Raw genomic sequence first — 16,644 nt, forward strand, 5'->3', positions numbered from 1 at the left:
ACTGCCGGCGAGCCGGCCGGGCAGACCCAATCTCATGACTACCCAGTCCACAACCAGCCATTATTTCGTCGAGAGTCCCAGCACGCGTGCCCTGGTACTCGGTGCGGTCGGTGTCGTCTTCGGCGACATCGGCACCAGCCCGCTGTACGCGCTCAAGGAGTGCTTCAGCAAGGAACATGGCATCGCCTTCAGCACCGACGCCGTGCTTGGCGTCATCTCGATGCTGTTCTGGGCCATGATCATCGTGGTCTCGATCAAGTACGTGGTGTTCGTGATGCGTGCCGACAACGACGGCGAAGGCGGGGTGCTGGCGCTGATGGCGCTGGTGCTGCGCACCGTGGCGCAGCGCTCGGCCAAGGCCAAGATCCTGATGATGCTGGGCATCTTCGGCGCCTGCATGTTCTATGGCGATGCGGTCATCACGCCGGCGATCTCGGTGCTGTCGGCGGTGGAAGGGCTGGAGATCGCCGCGCCGCAGCTGTCGCAGTTCGTGATACCGATCACGCTGGTGATCCTGGCCGCGCTGTTCCTGATCCAGCGGCATGGCACCCACGCGGTGGGCAAGCTGTTCGGGCCGATCATGACGGCGTGGTTCCTGACACTGGGCGCGCTGGGCGTGTTCAACCTGGTTCAGGCGCCGGAGATCCTCAAGGCCGTCAATCCGCTGTACGGCATCACCTTCCTGGTCGAGCATGCGCTGCAGGCCTTTATCGTGCTGGGCTCCGTGTTCCTGGTGCTGACCGGTGCCGAGGCGCTGTACGTCGATATGGGCCATTTTGGCGCGCGCCCGATCCGCATCGGCTGGTTCATCCTGGTGATGCCGTGCCTGATGCTGAACTACTTCGGCCAGGGCGCAATGCTGCTGCACAACCCGGCCGGCGCCGAGAATCCGTTCTACCTGATGGTGCCGGAGCCGCTGCTGATCCCGATGGTGCTGCTGGCCACCTGCGCCACGGTGATCGCCTCGCAGGCGGTGATCTCCGGCGCCTTCTCGCTGACCAGCCAGGCGATCCAGCTGGGCTTCGTGCCGCGCATGCGCGTGCGCTACACCTCGGCCGCGGAGATCGGCCAGATTTACCTGCCGGTGGTCAACTGGCTGCTGCTGGTGCTGGTGATCGGCGTGGTGATCTCGTTCAAGAAGTCCGAGAACCTGGCGGCGGCCTACGGCATCGCCGTGACCACGACCATGGTCATCACCAGCATCCTGGCAGCGGTGTGCATGCGCAATGTGTGGAAGTGGAACACGGCGATGGTGGTGGTGGTCGGCGCGGGCTTCCTTGTGGTGGACCTGTCGTTCTTTGCCGCCAACCTGCTCAAGATTGCCGAAGGCGGCTGGTTCCCGCTGCTGCTGGGCAGCATGGCCTTCTTCATGCTGATGACCTGGTACAGCGGCCGCAAGCTGCTGCGCGCGCGCAGCCTGGAAGACGGCATCCCGCTGGAGCCGTTCATCGCCGGCCTGCTGGCGCACCCGCCGCACCGTGTCGAGGGCACCGCGGTGTTCCTGACCGGCAATACCGATTCGGTGCCGGTGTCGCTGCTGCACAACCTCAAGCACAACCGCGTGCTGCACGAGCGCGTAGTGTTCATGCATTTCGTCACGCGCGACGTGCCGTATGTCGACGACGATCATCGCGTCAGCTGCAAGGACCTGGGCGGCGGCGTCTTTATCCTGAAGTCGGAATACGGCTTCAAGGAAACGCCGGACGTGCAGAAGGTGCTGGACCTGGCCGACCGCAAGCTCGGCATGCATTTCGAGCTGATGGAAACCTCGTTCTTCATCGCGCGCGAATCGGTGATCCCGTCCAAGCTGCCGGGCATGCCGATGTGGCGCGAGAGCCTGTTCGCCTGGATGCATCAGAACGGCGCCAAGCCGTCAGACTTCTTCCAGATCCCGGCCAACCGGGTGGTCGAGCTGGGCACCAAGGTCGAGATCTGAAGCGGACGGGCCTGGTGCCCGCCGCTGCAAGCCCCGGGATGACGCCGCAAGGCGAGTCCCGGGGCTTTTTTGTTTCGCGCGGCCAGCCCGGACGAGGGGCGCGCGTGCGATGCGCCACCTGCAGGCGCTTCCCCGGGGCGCCTGTCCCGGAAACCCGGGCGTCGCGGCAGCCGGCCCGGGACCACGGCCTCATGCGCGCGCCGGCCCCGGCGCCGGACAATGCAACCCTCAACTTGTCACAGGACCCCTTCGTGGCGGTCCACCTCCTAGAGGAGCTGTGCCATGCGTTCGTTGCAGCAGTGGTTTCGCCCGTCCAGCCGGCATGCCGACAAAGCCCGTCGCGCCCGCCTGCCGCGACGTGCGCTGCCGCCATGGCTGCGACGCATGCTGCGCCAGCGCATCGCGCCCACCGGCGCGGTGCTGCTGCCGCCGGCGCTGCTGCTGCTTTACGTCTTCTGTCATTCACACGCGAACTGGGAGTCGTGGCTCGCCTCGCTGCGCGAGCTGGACCACGATCACGGCGCGCCGGCGCGCGAGCTGGGACGCGCGTTGTCGCTGGCGCGTTCCCTGCGCGGTCGCCAGGCGCCGGATTCGGCGCTCTGGCGCACTGCGGTGCAGCTGGCCGCCGGCCGCCTGTCGGCGTGCCTGGCGGCACGCTGGCGCAGTCCGGCGCGGCTGATGCCGCTGGCGCCGCTGCTCGCGATGTTCGGATGGCTGCAATGACGTTGACCGACTGAAGCGGGGCGCCAGGCGCGCCCGCGCGTCACCCACGCCCGCATCTTCCTGATCCAGGAGTCAGGCGCCGCACCGCTGCCGCGATGGGAGGGCAGCCGGCCGGCGCCAGGCAATCGGCGCGCACGGCAAAGGCGATCCCGTGCGGCCCGTGCTTTCCGTTGGTGATCGCCTGCATGAGGGATCGCGGCGGCCGCGCTGCCGGCATCCCCGGTTGGAGATAGCAATGCACAAGAAGTTTGCCAAGACCCTGCTCACCGTCACCGCACTTGCCGCAGCACTGGCTGCCGGCATGAGCCCGACCGCCCACGCCGGAACGGATGACGAATCCACGCGGACTGCCGCGCATGCCCGCCAAGGACAGCGCGACGCCTTCACCGACGGAGCGCACCGGCCCGCGACCGAGGCCACGATGCTGCCCGTGGTGGCGCGCCAGGGCATGTCCGTGTGCGCGGTCCGTGGCTTTGATCCGAACCGGGACGGCATGCGCAAGCCCGATCCATACACCGATGGCGCGCGCATGGGACCGTTCGACCCGTTTACGGAAGGGGCCCGCATCAGTTCGCGCGACGGCTACAGCGACGGCGCGCGCGGCGGCTCGCGCGACAGTGGCGAATGCCTGTCGTCGAACGGACGCGCGGCGGTCAGCCATGCATGAGCGCCCGGGCCGGTGAGGCGCCACGCCGTCGCATGTGCGCCATGACACGCACATGCCCGACACCGGCGCACGCTTATCCCCGGCATTTGGCCCGGCTTCATGCCGGGCCAAATGCATTCGCGCAACGCCGTGAGCGCTGGCGCAATCCCTCGCAAAGCCGCGCCGATCCTTTCCTAAACTAGTGAAGTCACGCGGCGCGCCCGTGCCTGGCAGGCAAGGCCCGACGGCCTTCCCGCCGGCAGGCCGTCCCAGCACCGCGCGGCCAGACATGCCGATGTTCAAGCAGCAGATACACCTGTGCACCAGCCGGGATGGCGTTCGCCTTGCCTACGCCGTCACGGGCAGCGGCGCGCCGCTGGTCAAGGCGGCCAACTGGATGAGCCACCTCGAGTTCGACGTGGGCAGCCCGGTGTGGAGCCACATGATCACGGCCCTGTCGGCGCACCACACGCTGATCCGCTATGACGAACGTGGCTGCGGACTGTCTGACCGCGACATCGAAGACCTGTCGTTCGACGCGTGGCTGCGCGACCTGGAAACCATCGTCGATGCCAACGGTGTGGAGCATTTCCCGCTGCTGGGTATCTCGCAGGGCGCATCGATCGCCGTGGCCTACGCCGTGGCACACCCCGAGCGCGTCAGCCACCTGATCCTGCACGGTGGCTATGCGCGCGGGCGGCTCAAGCGCGATAACCTGAGCCCGCGCCTGCGCGAGGAAGCCGAGCTGATGAACAAGCTCGCCGAGCTTGGCTGGGGCCAGGAGAACCCCGCTTTCCGGCAGTTCTTCACGACTCAGTTCATCCCGGGCGGCACGGCCGAGCAGCATGCGTGGTTCAACGAGCTGGAGCGCGTCTCCACGTCGCCGCTGAATGCCGCGCGCTTCATGCGCGTCTTCAACGATATCGACGTGGTCGCACTGCTGCCCAGGGTCACGTGTCCGACGCTGGTGCTGCATGCGGTCCGCGACGCGCGCGTGCCGTTCGACGAGGGCCGCCTGATCGCCAGCGAAATTCCCGGCGCACGCTTCGTGCCGCTGGAAAGCGGCAACCACCTGCTGCTCGACACCGAGCCCGCGTGGAGTCGCTGGCTCGACGAGGTGCGCGCTTTCCTGCCGGCCGCGGCACCGGTGCGCGATCCCGCCTTCACCGCGCTGACACGGCGCGAGCGCGATATCGTCGAACTGATCGCGCAGGGCCGCGACAACGCCCAGATCGCCGCGCGCCTGGACCTGTGCGAGAAGACCGTGCGCAACCACATCACCAGCATTTTCGCCAAGCTGGAAGTGGAGAACCGCGCGCAGGCCATCGTGCTGGCGCGCAAGGCCGGGTTTGACCGCGCGGACGCTTAGGGCACCCTGGGCGTCCTGGAGGCACTTGCCGCTTGCCTGTACCTACGACTGGTTCACCAGCGTGCGCGCGTCGGCCGCGTGATCGCGATAGGCCTCGAAGATGCGGCGCAGCGACTGCTCCATGCCGACCTCGGGCTTCCAGCCCAGCTCTTCGATGGTGTTGTCGATCTTCGGCACGCGGTGCTGCACGTCCTGGTAGCCCTTGCCGTAGAAGTCGCCCGACGAGGTTTCGACGATCCGCGTCTTGCGTGCTTCGTCGGCGTACTCGGGATAGTCTCCCGCCATCTTCAGCATCATCTCGGCCAGTTCGCGCACCGAATGGATATTGGCCGGATTGCCGATATTGAAGATCTTGCCGCTGGCGATGCCGTCGGGGTTCTCGATGATGCGCATCAGCGCGCTGATGCCGTCGGAGATATCGGCAAAGGCGCGCTGCTGCGCGCCGCCGTCGACCAGCTTGATCGGCTCGCCGCGCACGATATGGCCGAGGAACTGCGTCACCACGCGCGACGAGCCTTCCTTCGATTCGAAGATCGAGTCCAGGCCCGCGCCGATCCAGTTGAAGGGCCGGAACAGCGTGTAGTTCAGCCCTTGCTCCATGCCATAGGCGTGGATCACGCGGTCCATCAGCTGCTTGGAGCAGGCGTAGATCCAGCGCGGCTTGTTGATCGGGCCATAGACCAGCGGCGAGGCTTCCGGGTCGAACTCCTCGTCGCTGCACATGCCGTAGACCTCCGAGGTCGACGGGAACACCAGGTGCTTGCCGTACTTGACCGCGGCGCGCACGATCGGCAGGTTGGCCTCGAAATCCAGCTCGAACACGCGCAGCGGCTGGCGCACGTAGGTGGCCGGCGTGGCGATGGCGACCAGCGGCAGCACCACGTCGCATTTGCGGATGTTGTACTCGATCCACTCCTTGTTGATGGTGATGTCACCTTCGAAGAAGTGCATGCGCGGGTGGTCGACAAGATCGCCCAGGCGGTCCGTGTTCATGTCCATGCCGTAGACCTCCCACGGCGTGGTTTCCAGGATGCGGCGCGTCAGGTGATGGCCGATGAAGCCGTTGACGCCGAGAATCAGTACTTTCTTGCCTTGCATTGTGTTGACGATCGCATGGAACAGAAGGCGTGCCGCACGAGCGCGGCACGAAACACCGGCAGCACGCTAGCGCATGCCGGCGACGGGAAAGTTGGCCACGGCCACGCGCCGCCAGTCGCGCGCGATCACATGCATCGGCACGCGCGCGCTCAGTTCGGCAAACGTCCGCGGCGACAGCAGCGCCACGGCACGCGGGCCGTGCTGCCACGCATCGACAAAGGCGTCGATGGTCGGCAGCCACTTCTGCGGCTCCTGCTCCGTGCCGAAGGCCAGTTCATCGGGCTGCGCCACCATGGTGAGCGGATGTCGCAGGTAGAAGGGCAGCGTATGGTCGAGCATGCCCACGCCATAGAGCGGCATGCCGGGCCGCAGCACGCGCTCGATCGGCACGGCCAGTCCGATGCCCGATGCCGAGCGGCCAATGGCCTCATGGCCGAGCAGGGCAACGGTGAATGCCAGCAGCATGCCCAGCGCGTAAGCCGTGATGCTTGCCATGCGCCCGTGCCGGCGCAGCAGCCACAGCGCGGCGAGCGTGCCGGCGCAGACGAGGGCAAACGCCATCGCCACCCACACGGCGTAGGCGCGATAGAGCAGGTTCGGTGTGTTGTTGGAATCGAGTGTCGCCACCACAGGACTGGCGAGCAGGCCGAGCGCGCCGATCGCCAGCATCGCCCAGAGCTGTATGCGCCACGCCGACACGCCGGTTTGCGCCAGCGCGGCACCGGCGAGGATCGCCAGCGCCGGGAACACCGGCAGGATGTAGCCGGGCAGCTTGGAACCCGACAGGCTGAAGAAGACGAAGATCGACGATGCCCACAGTGCGCACATCAGGGCGGGCTGGAACGGTGCCGGGCCAATTGCCACGGTGGTCCCGGTGGCCCCGGCGCGATGCCTGACGCCGCGGACCATCGCGGGCAGCACTCCAAGCCACGGCAGGAAGCCGCCCAGCATCAGCGGGACGAAGTACCACGGCGGGCCCTGGCGCGCATGCACGGTCGACGTGTAGCGCTGCCAGTGCTCGTGGACGAAGAAGAAGCGCAGGAACTCGGGATTGCGCCGTGCCACCAGCCAGTACCAGGGCACCGCCACCAGCAGCATCAGCGCTATGCCCGCGGGCGCATGCAGGCGCCGCCACAGCGCCAGGTCGCGCGTGACGCCGGTGTACGCCACCAGCACCAGCCCTGGTAACACCAGCCCGACCAGCCCCTTGGTCAGCACCGCAACGCCCATCGCGGCCCAGCACGCCAGCATCCATTGGCGTTGCGCCGATGGCGTGGTGCGTGGGTGCTGCGCCAGCAGCATGCTCGCGAGCACGCAGGCCATGACGCCGGAGAGCGTCATGTCGAGCGTATTGAAGTGTGCGGCGGCATTCCACATCGGCGCCGATGCCAGCACCAGCCCGGCCAGCCAACCCGCGCGCGCGCCGAACCAGCGCGCCGCCGCCAGCATCGACGCCGCCACGCCGGCCAGGCCGGCAAGCGCCACGCACAGCCGCGCCTGCCATTCGCCGATACCGAACAGTGTGTACGACAGCGCTGTCACCCACATGTGGAAGGGCGGCTTCTCGAAGTACTTCAGGCCGTCATAGCGGATCGTGACCCAGTCGCCGCTGACCAGCATTTCGCGCGCGATCTCGGCGTAGCGGCCCTCGTCCGGTCCCAGCAGGTGGCGTGCGCCAAGCGTGCCGAACCACAGCAGCACGAACCCCAGCACGGCGAGCGCGAGCGCAATGGCGGGGATGCCAGCCACGCGCGCGGCATGCGCACGGCCCGCGGCGAAGCGCTCGGCGTGCGGCAGCGCGGCGGGGTTGGCAGGGCTGGAGGGCAGGTGTGACGGCAAGGCGGCGCGGGCGGAAGAGTTGACGGCCTTGTCGGCGCCGGCGCCAGGCGCGGCGTTGAACAGGACAAGGCCTGGCAATGCGAGCGCGAGGATAAGCCGCCAACCTTAATGGCACATTAAGCCTGCGGAGGCACAATCGATCGCCTGCGCGGCGTGACGGCCGCATAACACCCGCACAGCGCGTGCAGAATGCGTGCATAACGCGCGCATAACACCCGCATAACACCCGGAACATGAGAATCCTTATCGTTGAAGACGACCCCATGCTCGGCGACGGCCTGCGGCGCGGGCTGCAGCTGCTGGACTATGCGGTCGACTGGTTCAGCACGGCCGCGGAAGCCGACCATGCGCTCGAGATGGCCGGCTATGACGCCGTGGTTCTGGATCTTGGCCTGCCCGGCGAGGACGGCATGGCGTTGCTCGCGCGCTGGCGTGCGCGCGGGTGCAGCATTCCCGTGATCGTGCTGACGGCGCGGGATGCGATCGAAAGCCGCATCGGCGGGCTCGACGCCGGCGCGGACGACTACCTGGTCAAGCCGGTCGCGCTCGACGAACTGGCCGCGCGCCTGCGCGCCGTGACACGCCGGGCCGTGGGGATGTCGTCGCCGGTGTGGAAGCACGGTGCGCTGGAATTCCATCCCGCCGGCAGGCAGGCGTACTGGGCCGGCACGCCGGTGGAGCTGACCAGCCGCGAAGCCATGCTGCTCGAACTGCTGCTGGCACACCCGAACCGCCTGCTGACGCGCGATTTCCTGCGCGACAAGCTCTATGACTGGCAGGGCGGCGTGGAAAGCAATGCGCTGGAAGTCCATATCCACCACCTGCGCCGCAAGATCCATCCCAGGATCGTGCGTACCTTCCGCGGCGCGGGCTATACGCTGGGCGCCGCCGAGGACTGCCAATGACGCTGCAGCGGCGGCTTATCCTTGCCGTGCTGATCGCCACGCCGGTGGTCTGGCTGCTGACCATCGGCCTGACCTACGTGCGCGCCCGGCATGAGATCAACGAGCTGTACGACACCGACATGGTGCGCATGGCGCTGCAGATGCACTCGGTGGTGCCGATGGTCGACCTTGCCGCCGGGCAGTCGCGCACCCGGCTGCCGCAGCTGGTGGAAGGCGACCAGGGCGATGCCGGTCTCGGTGACCTCGCCATCGCCGCGTGGCTGCCGGACGGGCAGCCCCTGCATATCGATCCGGAGGGCGACCTGCTGCCGCGCGCGCCGGGTGTGAAGGGTTTCACGGATACCGTCCTCGACCGCCAGCGCTGGCGGCTCTATTACCTCGATGATCCCGATACCGGCTGGCGCGTCTGCGTCGGCCAGCAACTGGCCGAGCGCAACGAGCTGATCCTGTCCTATATCGCCGCGCAGGTGCTGCCATGGGCCGCGGGCCTGCCGCTGCTGATCGGGCTGCTGATCTGGTTCACGCGCCGCGCGATGGCGCCGGTGCGGACGTTGTCGGCCGACATCGAACGGCGCGCGCCTGATGATCGCCAGCCGCTCAGCCTGGCGGCGGTGCCCGGTGAACTGGTGCCGCTGGTCCACGCGATGAACCGGCTGCTGGCGCGCGTTTCAGACTCGATCGAGCACGAGCGCCGCCTGACTGCCGACGCCGCGCATGAGATGCGCACGCCGCTGGCCGCGCTGAAGGCGCAATGGGAGCTTGCCGAGCGCTCGCCGGATGCCGCGGAGCGCAACCAGGCCCGCGCCAACGTCGCCGCCGGCATCGACCGCATCAGCCGGCTGGTATCGCAGCTGCTGACGCTGAGCCGGCTGGAGGATGCCTCGGCGCTGCCGTCGCGCCAGCCGGTCAGCTGGCTGCCGGTGGCGCAGCAGGCGCTGTCGGACTGCCTGGCGCTGGCGCAGCAGAAGCAGGTCGACGTGGAACTCGAATGGCCGGAGCAGGGCGGGGAACCGCTGCCGGTCGCGGGCGACGCCAATCTGCTGTCCTTGCTGCTGCGCAACCTGCTCGACAACGCGATCCGCTACAGCCCGCCGGGGGCGCTGGTCACGGTGGATTTCGCGCCGGGAGGCATTTCCGTGCGCGACCAGGGGCCGGGCATCGCGCCCGAGGTGCTGGTGCGGCTGGGCGACCGGTTTTTCCGCGGGAGCGGGGCGCACCGGGAGCATGGGCATGGCCTCGGCGTTTCCATCGCCCTGCGCGTGGCCAGGCTGCACGGGCTTGACCTTGCCTTCACCAACCGGACCGACGGCGCGACGGGGCTGGTCGTGACGATTGCCCGCGGCGGCACGCAATGAAAAACGCCCCGCACTGCTTCGTGCGGGGCGTCCTGGGTCTTGCGCCGGGCTTGCGGTTCAGCGCTTGAGCTTGGCAAAGGCCGCCGCCATCGCGCCCGCCGGCTCCGGCTCGCGGCGGCCGCCGCCGAAGCCCTTGCCGCCGTTGCGCTGGCCGCCGCGGTCGCCGCTGCCGCTGCGCGGTGCCGCCTGGCCCGGCTCGTCATCCAGCCGCATCGACAGCCCGATGCGATTGCGCTTGACGTCGACCTCCATCACCTTGACCTTGACGATCTGGCCGGCCTTGACCACTTCATGCGCGTCCTTGACGAACTTGTTCGACAGCGCCGAGATATGAACCAGGCCGTCCTGGTGCACGCCGATATCGACGAACGCGCCGAACGCCGCCACGTTGGTGACCACGCCTTCCAGCACCATGCCGGGCTGCAGGTCCTTCACGTCCTCCACGCCTTCCTGGAAGGTCGCGGTCTTGAACTCGGGGCGCGGGTCGCGGCCGGGCTTTTCCAGCTCGGACAGGATGTCGCGCACGGTCGGCAGTCCGAACGACTCGTCGGTGAACTTTTCCGGCGACAGGCCGCGCAGGGCCTCGCGGTTGCCCATCACGTCGCGCAGGCCCTTCTTGATGGCATCGAGGATGCGCTGCACCACCGGATAGGCTTCCGGGTGCACCGACGAGCGGTCCAGCGGGTTGTCGCCGTCGTTGATGCGCAGGAAGCCGGCCGCCTGCTCGAAGGTCTTGTCGCCCAGGCGTGGCACCTTCTTCAGCGCATTGCGGTTGGCGAAGGCGCCATTGGCGTCGCGGTACTCGACGATATTGCGCGCCAGCACCGTGTTCAGGCCCGACACGCGCGCCAGCAGCGGCGCCGAGGCAGTGTTGACGTCCACGCCCACGGCGTTCACGCAGTCTTCCACCACGGCATCGAGGGTACGCGCCAGCTCGCGCTGGTTGACGTCGTGCTGGTACTGGCCCACGCCGATTGACTTGGGATCGATCTTGACCAGTTCGGCCAGCGGGTCCTGCAGGCGGCGTGCAATCGACACGGCGCCGCGCAGCGACACGTCCAGGTCCGGGAATTCCTTGGCGGCCAGTTCCGACGCCGAGTAGACCGATGCGCCGGCCTCACTGACCACGATCTTGGTCAGCTTCAGTTCGGGCATCTGCTTCATCAGGTCCTGCACCAGCTTGTCGGTCTCGCGGCTGGCGGTGCCGTTGCCGATCGAGACCAGCGCGACGTTGTGCTGCTTTGCCAGGCGCGCCAGCGTGGCGAGCGAACCGTTCCAGTCGCGGCGCGGCTCGTGCGGGTAGATGGTGGCGGTGTCGAGCAGCTTGCCGGTGCTGTCGACCACCGCGATCTTGCAGCCGGTGCGGATGCCCGGGTCGACGCCCATCACGGCCTTGGGTCCGGCCGGCGCGGCCAGCAGCAGTTCATGCAGGTTGCGGCCGAACACCTTGATGGCTTCGCTTTCGGCGGTTTCGCGCAGCTGCGTCAGCAACTCGGTTTCCAGGTGCGGCTGCACCTTCACGCGCCAGCACCAGCGGCACACGTCGCCCAGCCACTTGTCGGCGGGGCGGCCCAGCTGCTGGATGCCGACATGGCGCGCGATCATGCCTTCGCAAGGGTGCGGCACCAGCGCGTCCTGTTCTTCGCCCAGGCCCAGCTTGACCATCAGCACGCCCGCGTTGCGGCCGCGGAACAGGGCCAGCGCGCGGTGCGACGGCACCGTGCGGATGGTCTCGCTGTAGGCGTAGTAATCGCGGAACTTCTCTTCCTCGGCGGTTTCCTTGCCTTCCATCACGGTCGACGCGACCACGCCGTTGTTCCACAGATGCTCGCGCAGCTTGCCCAGCAGTTCGGCGGTTTCGCCGAACTGCTCGGACAGGATGTCGCGCGCGCCGTCCAGCGCGGCCTTCACATCGGGCACGCCGCCGTCGGCGGTCGGGTTGCCGTTGACGTACTTGGCGGCCTCGGCCTGCGGGTCCAGCGTGGGATCGGCCAGCAGGGCCAGCGCCAGCGGCTCCAGTCCGCATTCGCGCGCGATCTGGGCGCGGGTGCGGCGCTTGGGCTTGTACGGCAGGTAGAGGTCTTCCAGCGCCTGCTTGGTTTCGGCGGCCTCGATGGCGGCCTGCAGTTCGGGCGTGAGCTTGCCTTGCTCCTGGATCGACGCCAGGATGGCCGCGCGGCGGTCTTCCATGTCGCGCAGGTAGAGCAGGCGCTCTTCCAGGTTGCGCAGCTGCGTGTCGTCCAGGTTGCCGGTCACTTCCTTGCGGTAGCGGGCGATGAACGGGACGGTGGCGCCCTCGTCGAGCAGGTCCACGGCGGCCGCGACCTGGCGCGGCTGCACTGACAGTTCAGCCGCGATGAGCGACACGATTTTTTGCGAGACGGAAGCGGGCAGGTTGGACATCTGAAAACGCAGTCGGTCGAAAGCGGGGCATTTTGCCACAAGCGCGCCGCAGTTCGGCCACGCTTGCCGCCGGCGTCGCGCAAGGGGCGTTGCCGGCATGTGCGGGGCAGGCCGCGAGGCGGCCCGGATGCTAGAATCCCGTCATGATCGTCAAGCCTCGTCCGGCCGCCGCCCAGGCCACTTCAGCGGCAGTCTCGCCCCTATCCTCGACCATATTCCCGCCCGCATCCTCGCCGGCCATGCCAACCGTCGCCAACGTGCCGAAATCCGTACTCTTTCAAGCTGCCAGTCTGGCAGTGCTGGCGCTCGCCGCCGGGGCCGCGCTGCTGCCGGCGCGGCCGGCACTGGCGCAGGCTTCTGCGCCGGCCGCCGCGCCCGCCACCGGGGCTACGCGCGACTTCGGCGCCGAGCGCAAGGCCATTGGCGATTCGCGCGCCTGGACCAACTACCGCTTCTCCGCGGCCGAGCACGAGTGCTACAGCAAGTTCTTCGTCAACAGCTGCGTCGACAAGGCCAAGGAAGTCCAGCGCCAGGAGCTCCAGGTGCTGCGCAAGCGCGAGCTGGAAGTCGGCGAGGCCGAACGCGCGCACCGCGCCGCCGAGCGCGACCGTGAACAGGCGTTGCGCCGTGCCGAATTCGAGGCCAGCCAGCCGCAGCGCGCCGCCGGCGAGCAGTCCAGCCGCACCGCGTTCGAGAAGAAGCAACAGGAACAGCAGCTGCGCGACGCGCAACGCCAGGGCGAAGCGCCGCAGCGCGCCGCCAATGCGCAGGCGTACCAGCAGAAGCAGTCCGACTTCGACGCCAAGATGAAGGAGGCGCAGCAGAAGGGTGCCGAGCAGGCTCGCCAGCGCGAGGAAAACGTGAAGACGTACGACGCCAAGCAGCGCGACCTCGAGCGGCGCCAGAAGGAACTGGAAGAGCGGCGCGCCAAGGCCAAGGAACAGCAGGGCCAGGCGTCGGCGCCGCGCCCGTTCGGCTTCTGAGCCGATCGACTGTGACCGTGCAGCGGAGGCGCACATGGACAGCAACCTGAATACCCTGGAGCGGCGCATCATGGAGTTGCAGATCGAGCACCGCGACCTGGACTTCCTGATCGACCGGCTCGCCAGCGACGCCGTCCATGACGAGCTGCAGCTGCGCCGCCTGAAGAAGCGCCGACTGAAGCTGAAGGACGCCATCACGCTGCTGCAGCTGCAGCTTGAACCCGACGTGCCGGCCTGAGCATCCGGGCCGCCGCGCCAAATGCCGCCGGCACACCGACCGGCGGCTTACACAAAGTCTTCCCCCACCTTGTCCGACCTTTCCGATTCCCCCGAGCAAGACGACGTCGCCAGCGCGGACGACGCAACGGACGTGCATGACGTCGCCGCGAGCGCCGTCGACGCCGGAGCCAGCCGCAGCGCCGAGCTTGGCACCATCTTTGCCGATACCGGCACGCTGGCGCAGGCCATCCCGGGCTACCGGCCGCGCGCTTCGCAGCACAAGATGGCCGATGCCGTCGCCGAGGCGATCGCATCCAACGACACCGTGATCGTCGAGGCCGGCACCGGCACCGGCAAGACCTACGCCTACCTGGTGCCGGCCATGCTGTGGGGCGGCAAGGTCATCCTGTCCACCGGCACCAAGAACCTGCAGGACCAGCTGTTCCTGCGCGATATCCCGACGGTGCGCCATGCGCTGAACGTGCCGGTCTCGGTGGCATTGCTCAAGGGCCGCGCCAACTACGTCTGCCACTATCACCTGGAACGCGCGCAGGCGGCCGGGCGGCTGGCATCGCGCCAGGATGCCGCGTGGCTGCGTGACATCGGCCGCTTCGTCAAGGAAACCAAGACCGGCGACAAGGCCGAGCTGGCTGCCGTGCCCGAGAACGCGCCCGTATGGCAGATGGTGACGTCGACGCGCGACAACTGCCTGGGCTCGGAATGTCCGTTCTACAAGGACTGCTTCGTGATGCGCGCGCGCAAGGAAGCGCAGCAGGCTGACGTGGTGGTGGTCAACCATCACCTGTTCTTCGCCGACGTGGTGCTGCGCGATACCGGCATGGCCGAGCTGCTGCCCGCCGCCAACACCGTGATCTTCGACGAAGCGCACCAGCTGCCCGAGACCGCGACGCTGTTCTTCGGCGAGACGCTGTCGACCAGCCAGCTGCTCGAACTGGCCCGCGACACCGTGGCGGAAGGCTTGTCGCATGCGCGCGACGCGGTCGACTGGGTGGCGCTGGGCGCGCCGCTGGAGCGTGCCGCGCGTGACCTGCGGCTGGCGTTCGGCAAGGACAACGCGAGGCTGGCGCTGGGCCAGATCGAGGCCGACCGCCGCATTGCCGAGCCCTTCAATGAAACGCTCGATGCGCTGGACGAGGCGTTGTCCGCCTTCGTCGAGATGCTGGAAAGCCAGGCGGAGCGCGCCGAATCGCTGCAGCAGTGCCATCGGCGCGCGCTGGAGCTGGCCGAGCGGCTGGCGGCATGGCGCAGCGATGTCGTTGCCGCGCCCGTGCCCGCCGCACCGGCAGGCGAGGGAAGCGACGGCGGCGCGGCAGCGCCGACGCCCGCAGAAACAGTGCGCTGGGTCGAAGTGTTCTCCCACACCGTGCAACTGCACCGCACGCCGCTGTCGATCGCGCCGATCTTTTCGCGCCAGCGCGGCGGCCAGCCGCGTGCTTGGGTCTTTACTTCTGCCACACTGTCGGTCAAGGGCAACTTTACGCACTATGCGGCCCAGCTTGGGCTCGACAAGGACCGTTCGCTGACGCTGCCGAGCCCGTTCGACTACGCGAAGCAGGGGTTGCTGTATGTGCCGCGCGACATGCCCGCGCCGCAGTCGCCGCAGTTCACCGATGCCGTGGTGCAGGCCGCGCTGCCGCTGATCGAGGCGGCCGGCGGGCGCACCTTCCTGCTGTGCACCACGCTGCGCGCGGTGCAGCGCGCGTCCGACCTGCTTTACGATGCCTTCGCCGAGCGCGGCCTGAATTTGCCGCTGCTGGTGCAGGGTCAGGCCAGCCGTACCGAACTGCTCGACCGCTTCCGCGAACTGGGCAACGCCGTGCTGGTAGGGAGCCAGAGCTTCTGGGAAGGGGTGGACGTGCGTGGCGAGGCGCTGTCGCTGGTGATCATCGACAAGCTGCCGTTCGCGCCGCCGGACGACCCGGTGCTGGCCGCGCGCATGGAAGTGCTGCAGAAGAAGGGGCTGAGCCCGTTTGCCGTGCACCAGCTGCCGCATGCGGTGATCACGCTGAAGCAGGGCGCGGGGCGGTTGATCCGCTCGGAGTCCGACCGTGGCGTGCTCGCCATCTTCGACACCCGGCTGGTGGAAAAGCCTTATGGCCGCCAGATCTGGCAGAGCCTGCCGCCGTTCACGCGCACGCGCGAGGCAGCCACGGTGGTGCGCTTCCTGGAATCGCTGCGCGGCGAGGGCAAGGCGGCGCCCGCCGAGGAAGCGGACGCGGCAGACTGAAGGGCGCGCCCCTGGAAAACAAAAACGGGACGGTCATGCGACACGTCCCGTTTTTTTATCGCCACTGGTGGGCGTGGGCGAGGCTCAGAACACTTCCCACCAGGACTTGTCCTTGCGGCGTTCGCCATACTTGATGAAGTCGCTTTCCGGGAAGTTCTTCTCCATCACGCGGGCGGTATCGTCGCGCAGGTCCTTCATGCCCATCGCATCGTACGAACGGATCATGATGTACAGCGCTTCCTCGTTGGCCGGCGCGCCGTCATAGTCCTTCAGCGCCTGCTGCGCGCGGTTCACCGCGGCCAGGTAGGCGCCGCGCTTGTAGTAGTAGCGTGCGGCATGCACCTCGTGCTGGGCCAGCGAGTTGACGATGTACTGCATGCGCAGCGCGGCGTCGGGGGTGTACTTGCTGTCCGGGTACTTGGTGACCAGCGTGTTGAACGCGTCGTAGGCGGCGCGTGCGGCCTTGGGGTCGCGCTCGCTCAGGTCCTGGCCGGAGAAGCGGCCCAGCCAGCCCAGGTTGTCGTTGAAGTTGATCAGCCCCTTGAGGTAGTAGGCGTAATCGATGTTGGGATGGTTCGGGTGCAGCTGGATAAAGCGGTCGACCGCGGCCAGCGCTGCGGCCGTCTCGCCGTCCTTGTAGTTGGCGTAGGCGGTGTCGATCTGCGCCTGCTGCGCATAGCGCCCGAACGGATAGCGGCCTTCGAGCTTTTCGTACAGCTTGACAGCGCGGGTGTAGTCGCCGCCATCCAGTGCGTCCTTGGCTTCCGAATATAATTTGTTGGCCGACCAGCCGGCGGTTTCGTCGGGCTGGTCTGCCAGCAGGCCGCATGCCGACAGCATGACGCAGCCGCCTGCGAGCAGAACCGCTCCAATTGTCGCGCGCCACGGCGCGCGTTTCATGCTCTGCAATTGCATGGGCA

The 16,644-nt window shown here is 67.9% G+C and carries 13 protein-coding genes; 9 read left to right on the forward strand and 4 right to left on the reverse strand.

Annotation, left to right across the window (positions count from 1 at the left end; all coding sequences use genetic code 11):
* The first annotated feature begins 34 nt into the window (after positions 1–34).
* From VSR71_RS08010 to VSR71_RS08025, 4 genes are all read left to right on the forward strand, one after another.
* Positions 35–1,936, forward strand: a complete 1,902-nt coding sequence (locus VSR71_RS08010) for a potassium transporter Kup (RefSeq protein WP_342913356.1) — start codon at positions 35–37, stop codon at positions 1,934–1,936.
* Between the two features lie 282 nt (positions 1,937–2,218).
* Complete coding sequence (locus tag VSR71_RS08015; RefSeq protein WP_342913357.1) at positions 2,219–2,659, forward strand: hypothetical protein; 441 nt, start codon at positions 2,219–2,221, stop codon at positions 2,657–2,659.
* 235 nt (positions 2,660–2,894) lie between these two features.
* Entirely contained in the window at positions 2,895–3,326 is a 432-nt protein-coding gene (locus tag VSR71_RS08020; RefSeq protein ID WP_342913358.1) for a hypothetical protein, read from the forward strand.
* A 268-nt stretch (positions 3,327–3,594) separates the two neighbouring features.
* Entirely contained in the window at positions 3,595–4,674 is a 1,080-nt protein-coding gene (locus VSR71_RS08025; protein WP_342913359.1) for an alpha/beta fold hydrolase, read from the forward strand.
* 42 nt (positions 4,675–4,716) lie between these two features.
* Here the strand turns inward: VSR71_RS08025 and VSR71_RS08030 are convergent, their stop codons facing one another.
* Together VSR71_RS08030 and VSR71_RS08035 are read right to left on the reverse strand one after the other, a co-directional pair.
* Positions 4,717–5,772: a bifunctional UDP-4-keto-pentose/UDP-xylose synthase gene (locus VSR71_RS08030; protein ID WP_342913360.1), complete on the reverse strand. Its 1,056-nt coding sequence runs from the start codon at positions 5,770–5,772 to the stop codon at positions 4,717–4,719.
* Positions 5,773–5,838: 66 nt separating this feature from the next.
* Positions 5,839–7,569, reverse strand: a complete 1,731-nt coding sequence (locus VSR71_RS08035; protein ID WP_428979369.1) for a glycosyltransferase family 39 protein — start codon at positions 7,567–7,569, stop codon at positions 5,839–5,841.
* A gap of 275 nt (positions 7,570–7,844) precedes the next feature.
* On the opposite strand from VSR71_RS08035, the gene VSR71_RS08040 reads away from it, so the two are divergent.
* Together VSR71_RS08040 and VSR71_RS08045 are read left to right on the forward strand one after the other, a co-directional pair.
* On the forward strand, positions 7,845–8,516 hold the full coding sequence (locus VSR71_RS08040; protein WP_342913361.1) for a response regulator: 672 nt from the start codon (positions 7,845–7,847) through the stop codon (positions 8,514–8,516).
* A complete protein-coding gene (locus tag VSR71_RS08045) occupies positions 8,513–9,871 on the forward strand; it encodes an ATP-binding protein (RefSeq protein ID WP_342913362.1) in 1,359 nt (452 codons plus the stop codon). Before VSR71_RS08040 ends, VSR71_RS08045 begins: the two co-directional genes overlap by 4 nt.
* Before the next feature lie 57 nt (positions 9,872–9,928).
* On the opposite strand, the gene VSR71_RS08050 is transcribed toward VSR71_RS08045, so the two are convergent.
* Complete coding sequence (locus VSR71_RS08050; RefSeq protein ID WP_342913363.1) at positions 9,929–12,274, reverse strand: Tex family protein; 2,346 nt, start codon at positions 12,272–12,274, stop codon at positions 9,929–9,931.
* 143 nt (positions 12,275–12,417) lie between these two features.
* Here VSR71_RS08050 and VSR71_RS08055 point away from each other — a divergent pair, with 143 nt between their 5' ends.
* From VSR71_RS08055 to VSR71_RS08065, 3 genes are read left to right on the forward strand one after another with little or no spacing between them, the layout of a single operon-like run.
* Positions 12,418–13,257 carry a hypothetical protein gene (locus tag VSR71_RS08055; protein WP_342913364.1) on the forward strand — a complete coding sequence of 280 codons (840 nt, stop codon included), beginning with the start codon at positions 12,418–12,420 and terminating at the stop codon, positions 13,255–13,257.
* 34 nt (positions 13,258–13,291) lie between these two features.
* Positions 13,292–13,495 carry a DUF465 domain-containing protein gene (locus VSR71_RS08060; protein ID WP_013956445.1) on the forward strand — a complete coding sequence of 68 codons (204 nt, stop codon included), beginning with the start codon at positions 13,292–13,294 and terminating at the stop codon, positions 13,493–13,495.
* A gap of 21 nt (positions 13,496–13,516) precedes the next feature.
* Positions 13,517–15,724 (forward strand): ATP-dependent DNA helicase, encoded by a 2,208-nt coding sequence (locus VSR71_RS08065; RefSeq protein WP_342913365.1) that lies wholly within the window; start codon positions 13,517–13,519, stop codon positions 15,722–15,724.
* A gap of 84 nt (positions 15,725–15,808) precedes the next feature.
* On the opposite strand, the gene VSR71_RS08070 is transcribed toward VSR71_RS08065, so the two are convergent.
* Positions 15,809–16,639, reverse strand: coding sequence for an outer membrane protein assembly factor BamD (locus tag VSR71_RS08070; protein ID WP_084254533.1), 831 nt, complete (start codon positions 16,637–16,639; stop codon positions 15,809–15,811).
* Between the last annotated feature and the right edge of the window lie 5 nt (positions 16,640–16,644).

The organism is Cupriavidus oxalaticus, assembly GCF_038900635.1.
Lineage (GTDB): Bacteria > Pseudomonadota > Gammaproteobacteria > Burkholderiales > Burkholderiaceae > Cupriavidus > Cupriavidus oxalaticus_B.

Bases quoted from the DNA above. Each gene is read 5' to 3' on its own strand.
- VSR71_RS08010 (WP_342913356.1), top strand. From the start codon at position 35: ATGACTACCCAGTCCACAACCAGCCATTATTTCGTCGAGAGTCCCAGC.
- VSR71_RS08015 (WP_342913357.1), top strand. From the start codon at position 2,219: ATGCGTTCGTTGCAGCAGTGGTTTCGCCCGTCCAGCCGGCATGCCGAC.
- VSR71_RS08020 (WP_342913358.1), top strand. From the start codon at position 2,895: ATGCACAAGAAGTTTGCCAAGACCCTGCTCACCGTCACCGCACTTGCC.
- VSR71_RS08025 (WP_342913359.1), top strand. From the start codon at position 3,595: ATGCCGATGTTCAAGCAGCAGATACACCTGTGCACCAGCCGGGATGGC.
- VSR71_RS08030 (WP_342913360.1), bottom strand. From the start codon at position 5,772: ATGCAAGGCAAGAAAGTACTGATTCTCGGCGTCAACGGCTTCATCGGC.
- VSR71_RS08040 (WP_342913361.1), top strand. From the start codon at position 7,845: ATGAGAATCCTTATCGTTGAAGACGACCCCATGCTCGGCGACGGCCTG.
- VSR71_RS08045 (WP_342913362.1), top strand. From the start codon at position 8,513: ATGACGCTGCAGCGGCGGCTTATCCTTGCCGTGCTGATCGCCACGCCG.
- VSR71_RS08050 (WP_342913363.1), bottom strand. From the start codon at position 12,274: ATGTCCAACCTGCCCGCTTCCGTCTCGCAAAAAATCGTGTCGCTCATC.
- VSR71_RS08055 (WP_342913364.1), top strand. From the start codon at position 12,418: ATGATCGTCAAGCCTCGTCCGGCCGCCGCCCAGGCCACTTCAGCGGCA.
- VSR71_RS08060 (WP_013956445.1), top strand. From the start codon at position 13,292: ATGGACAGCAACCTGAATACCCTGGAGCGGCGCATCATGGAGTTGCAG.
- VSR71_RS08065 (WP_342913365.1), top strand. From the start codon at position 13,517: ATGCCGCCGGCACACCGACCGGCGGCTTACACAAAGTCTTCCCCCACC.
- VSR71_RS08070 (WP_084254533.1), bottom strand. From the start codon at position 16,639: ATGCAATTGCAGAGCATGAAACGCGCGCCGTGGCGCGCGACAATTGGA.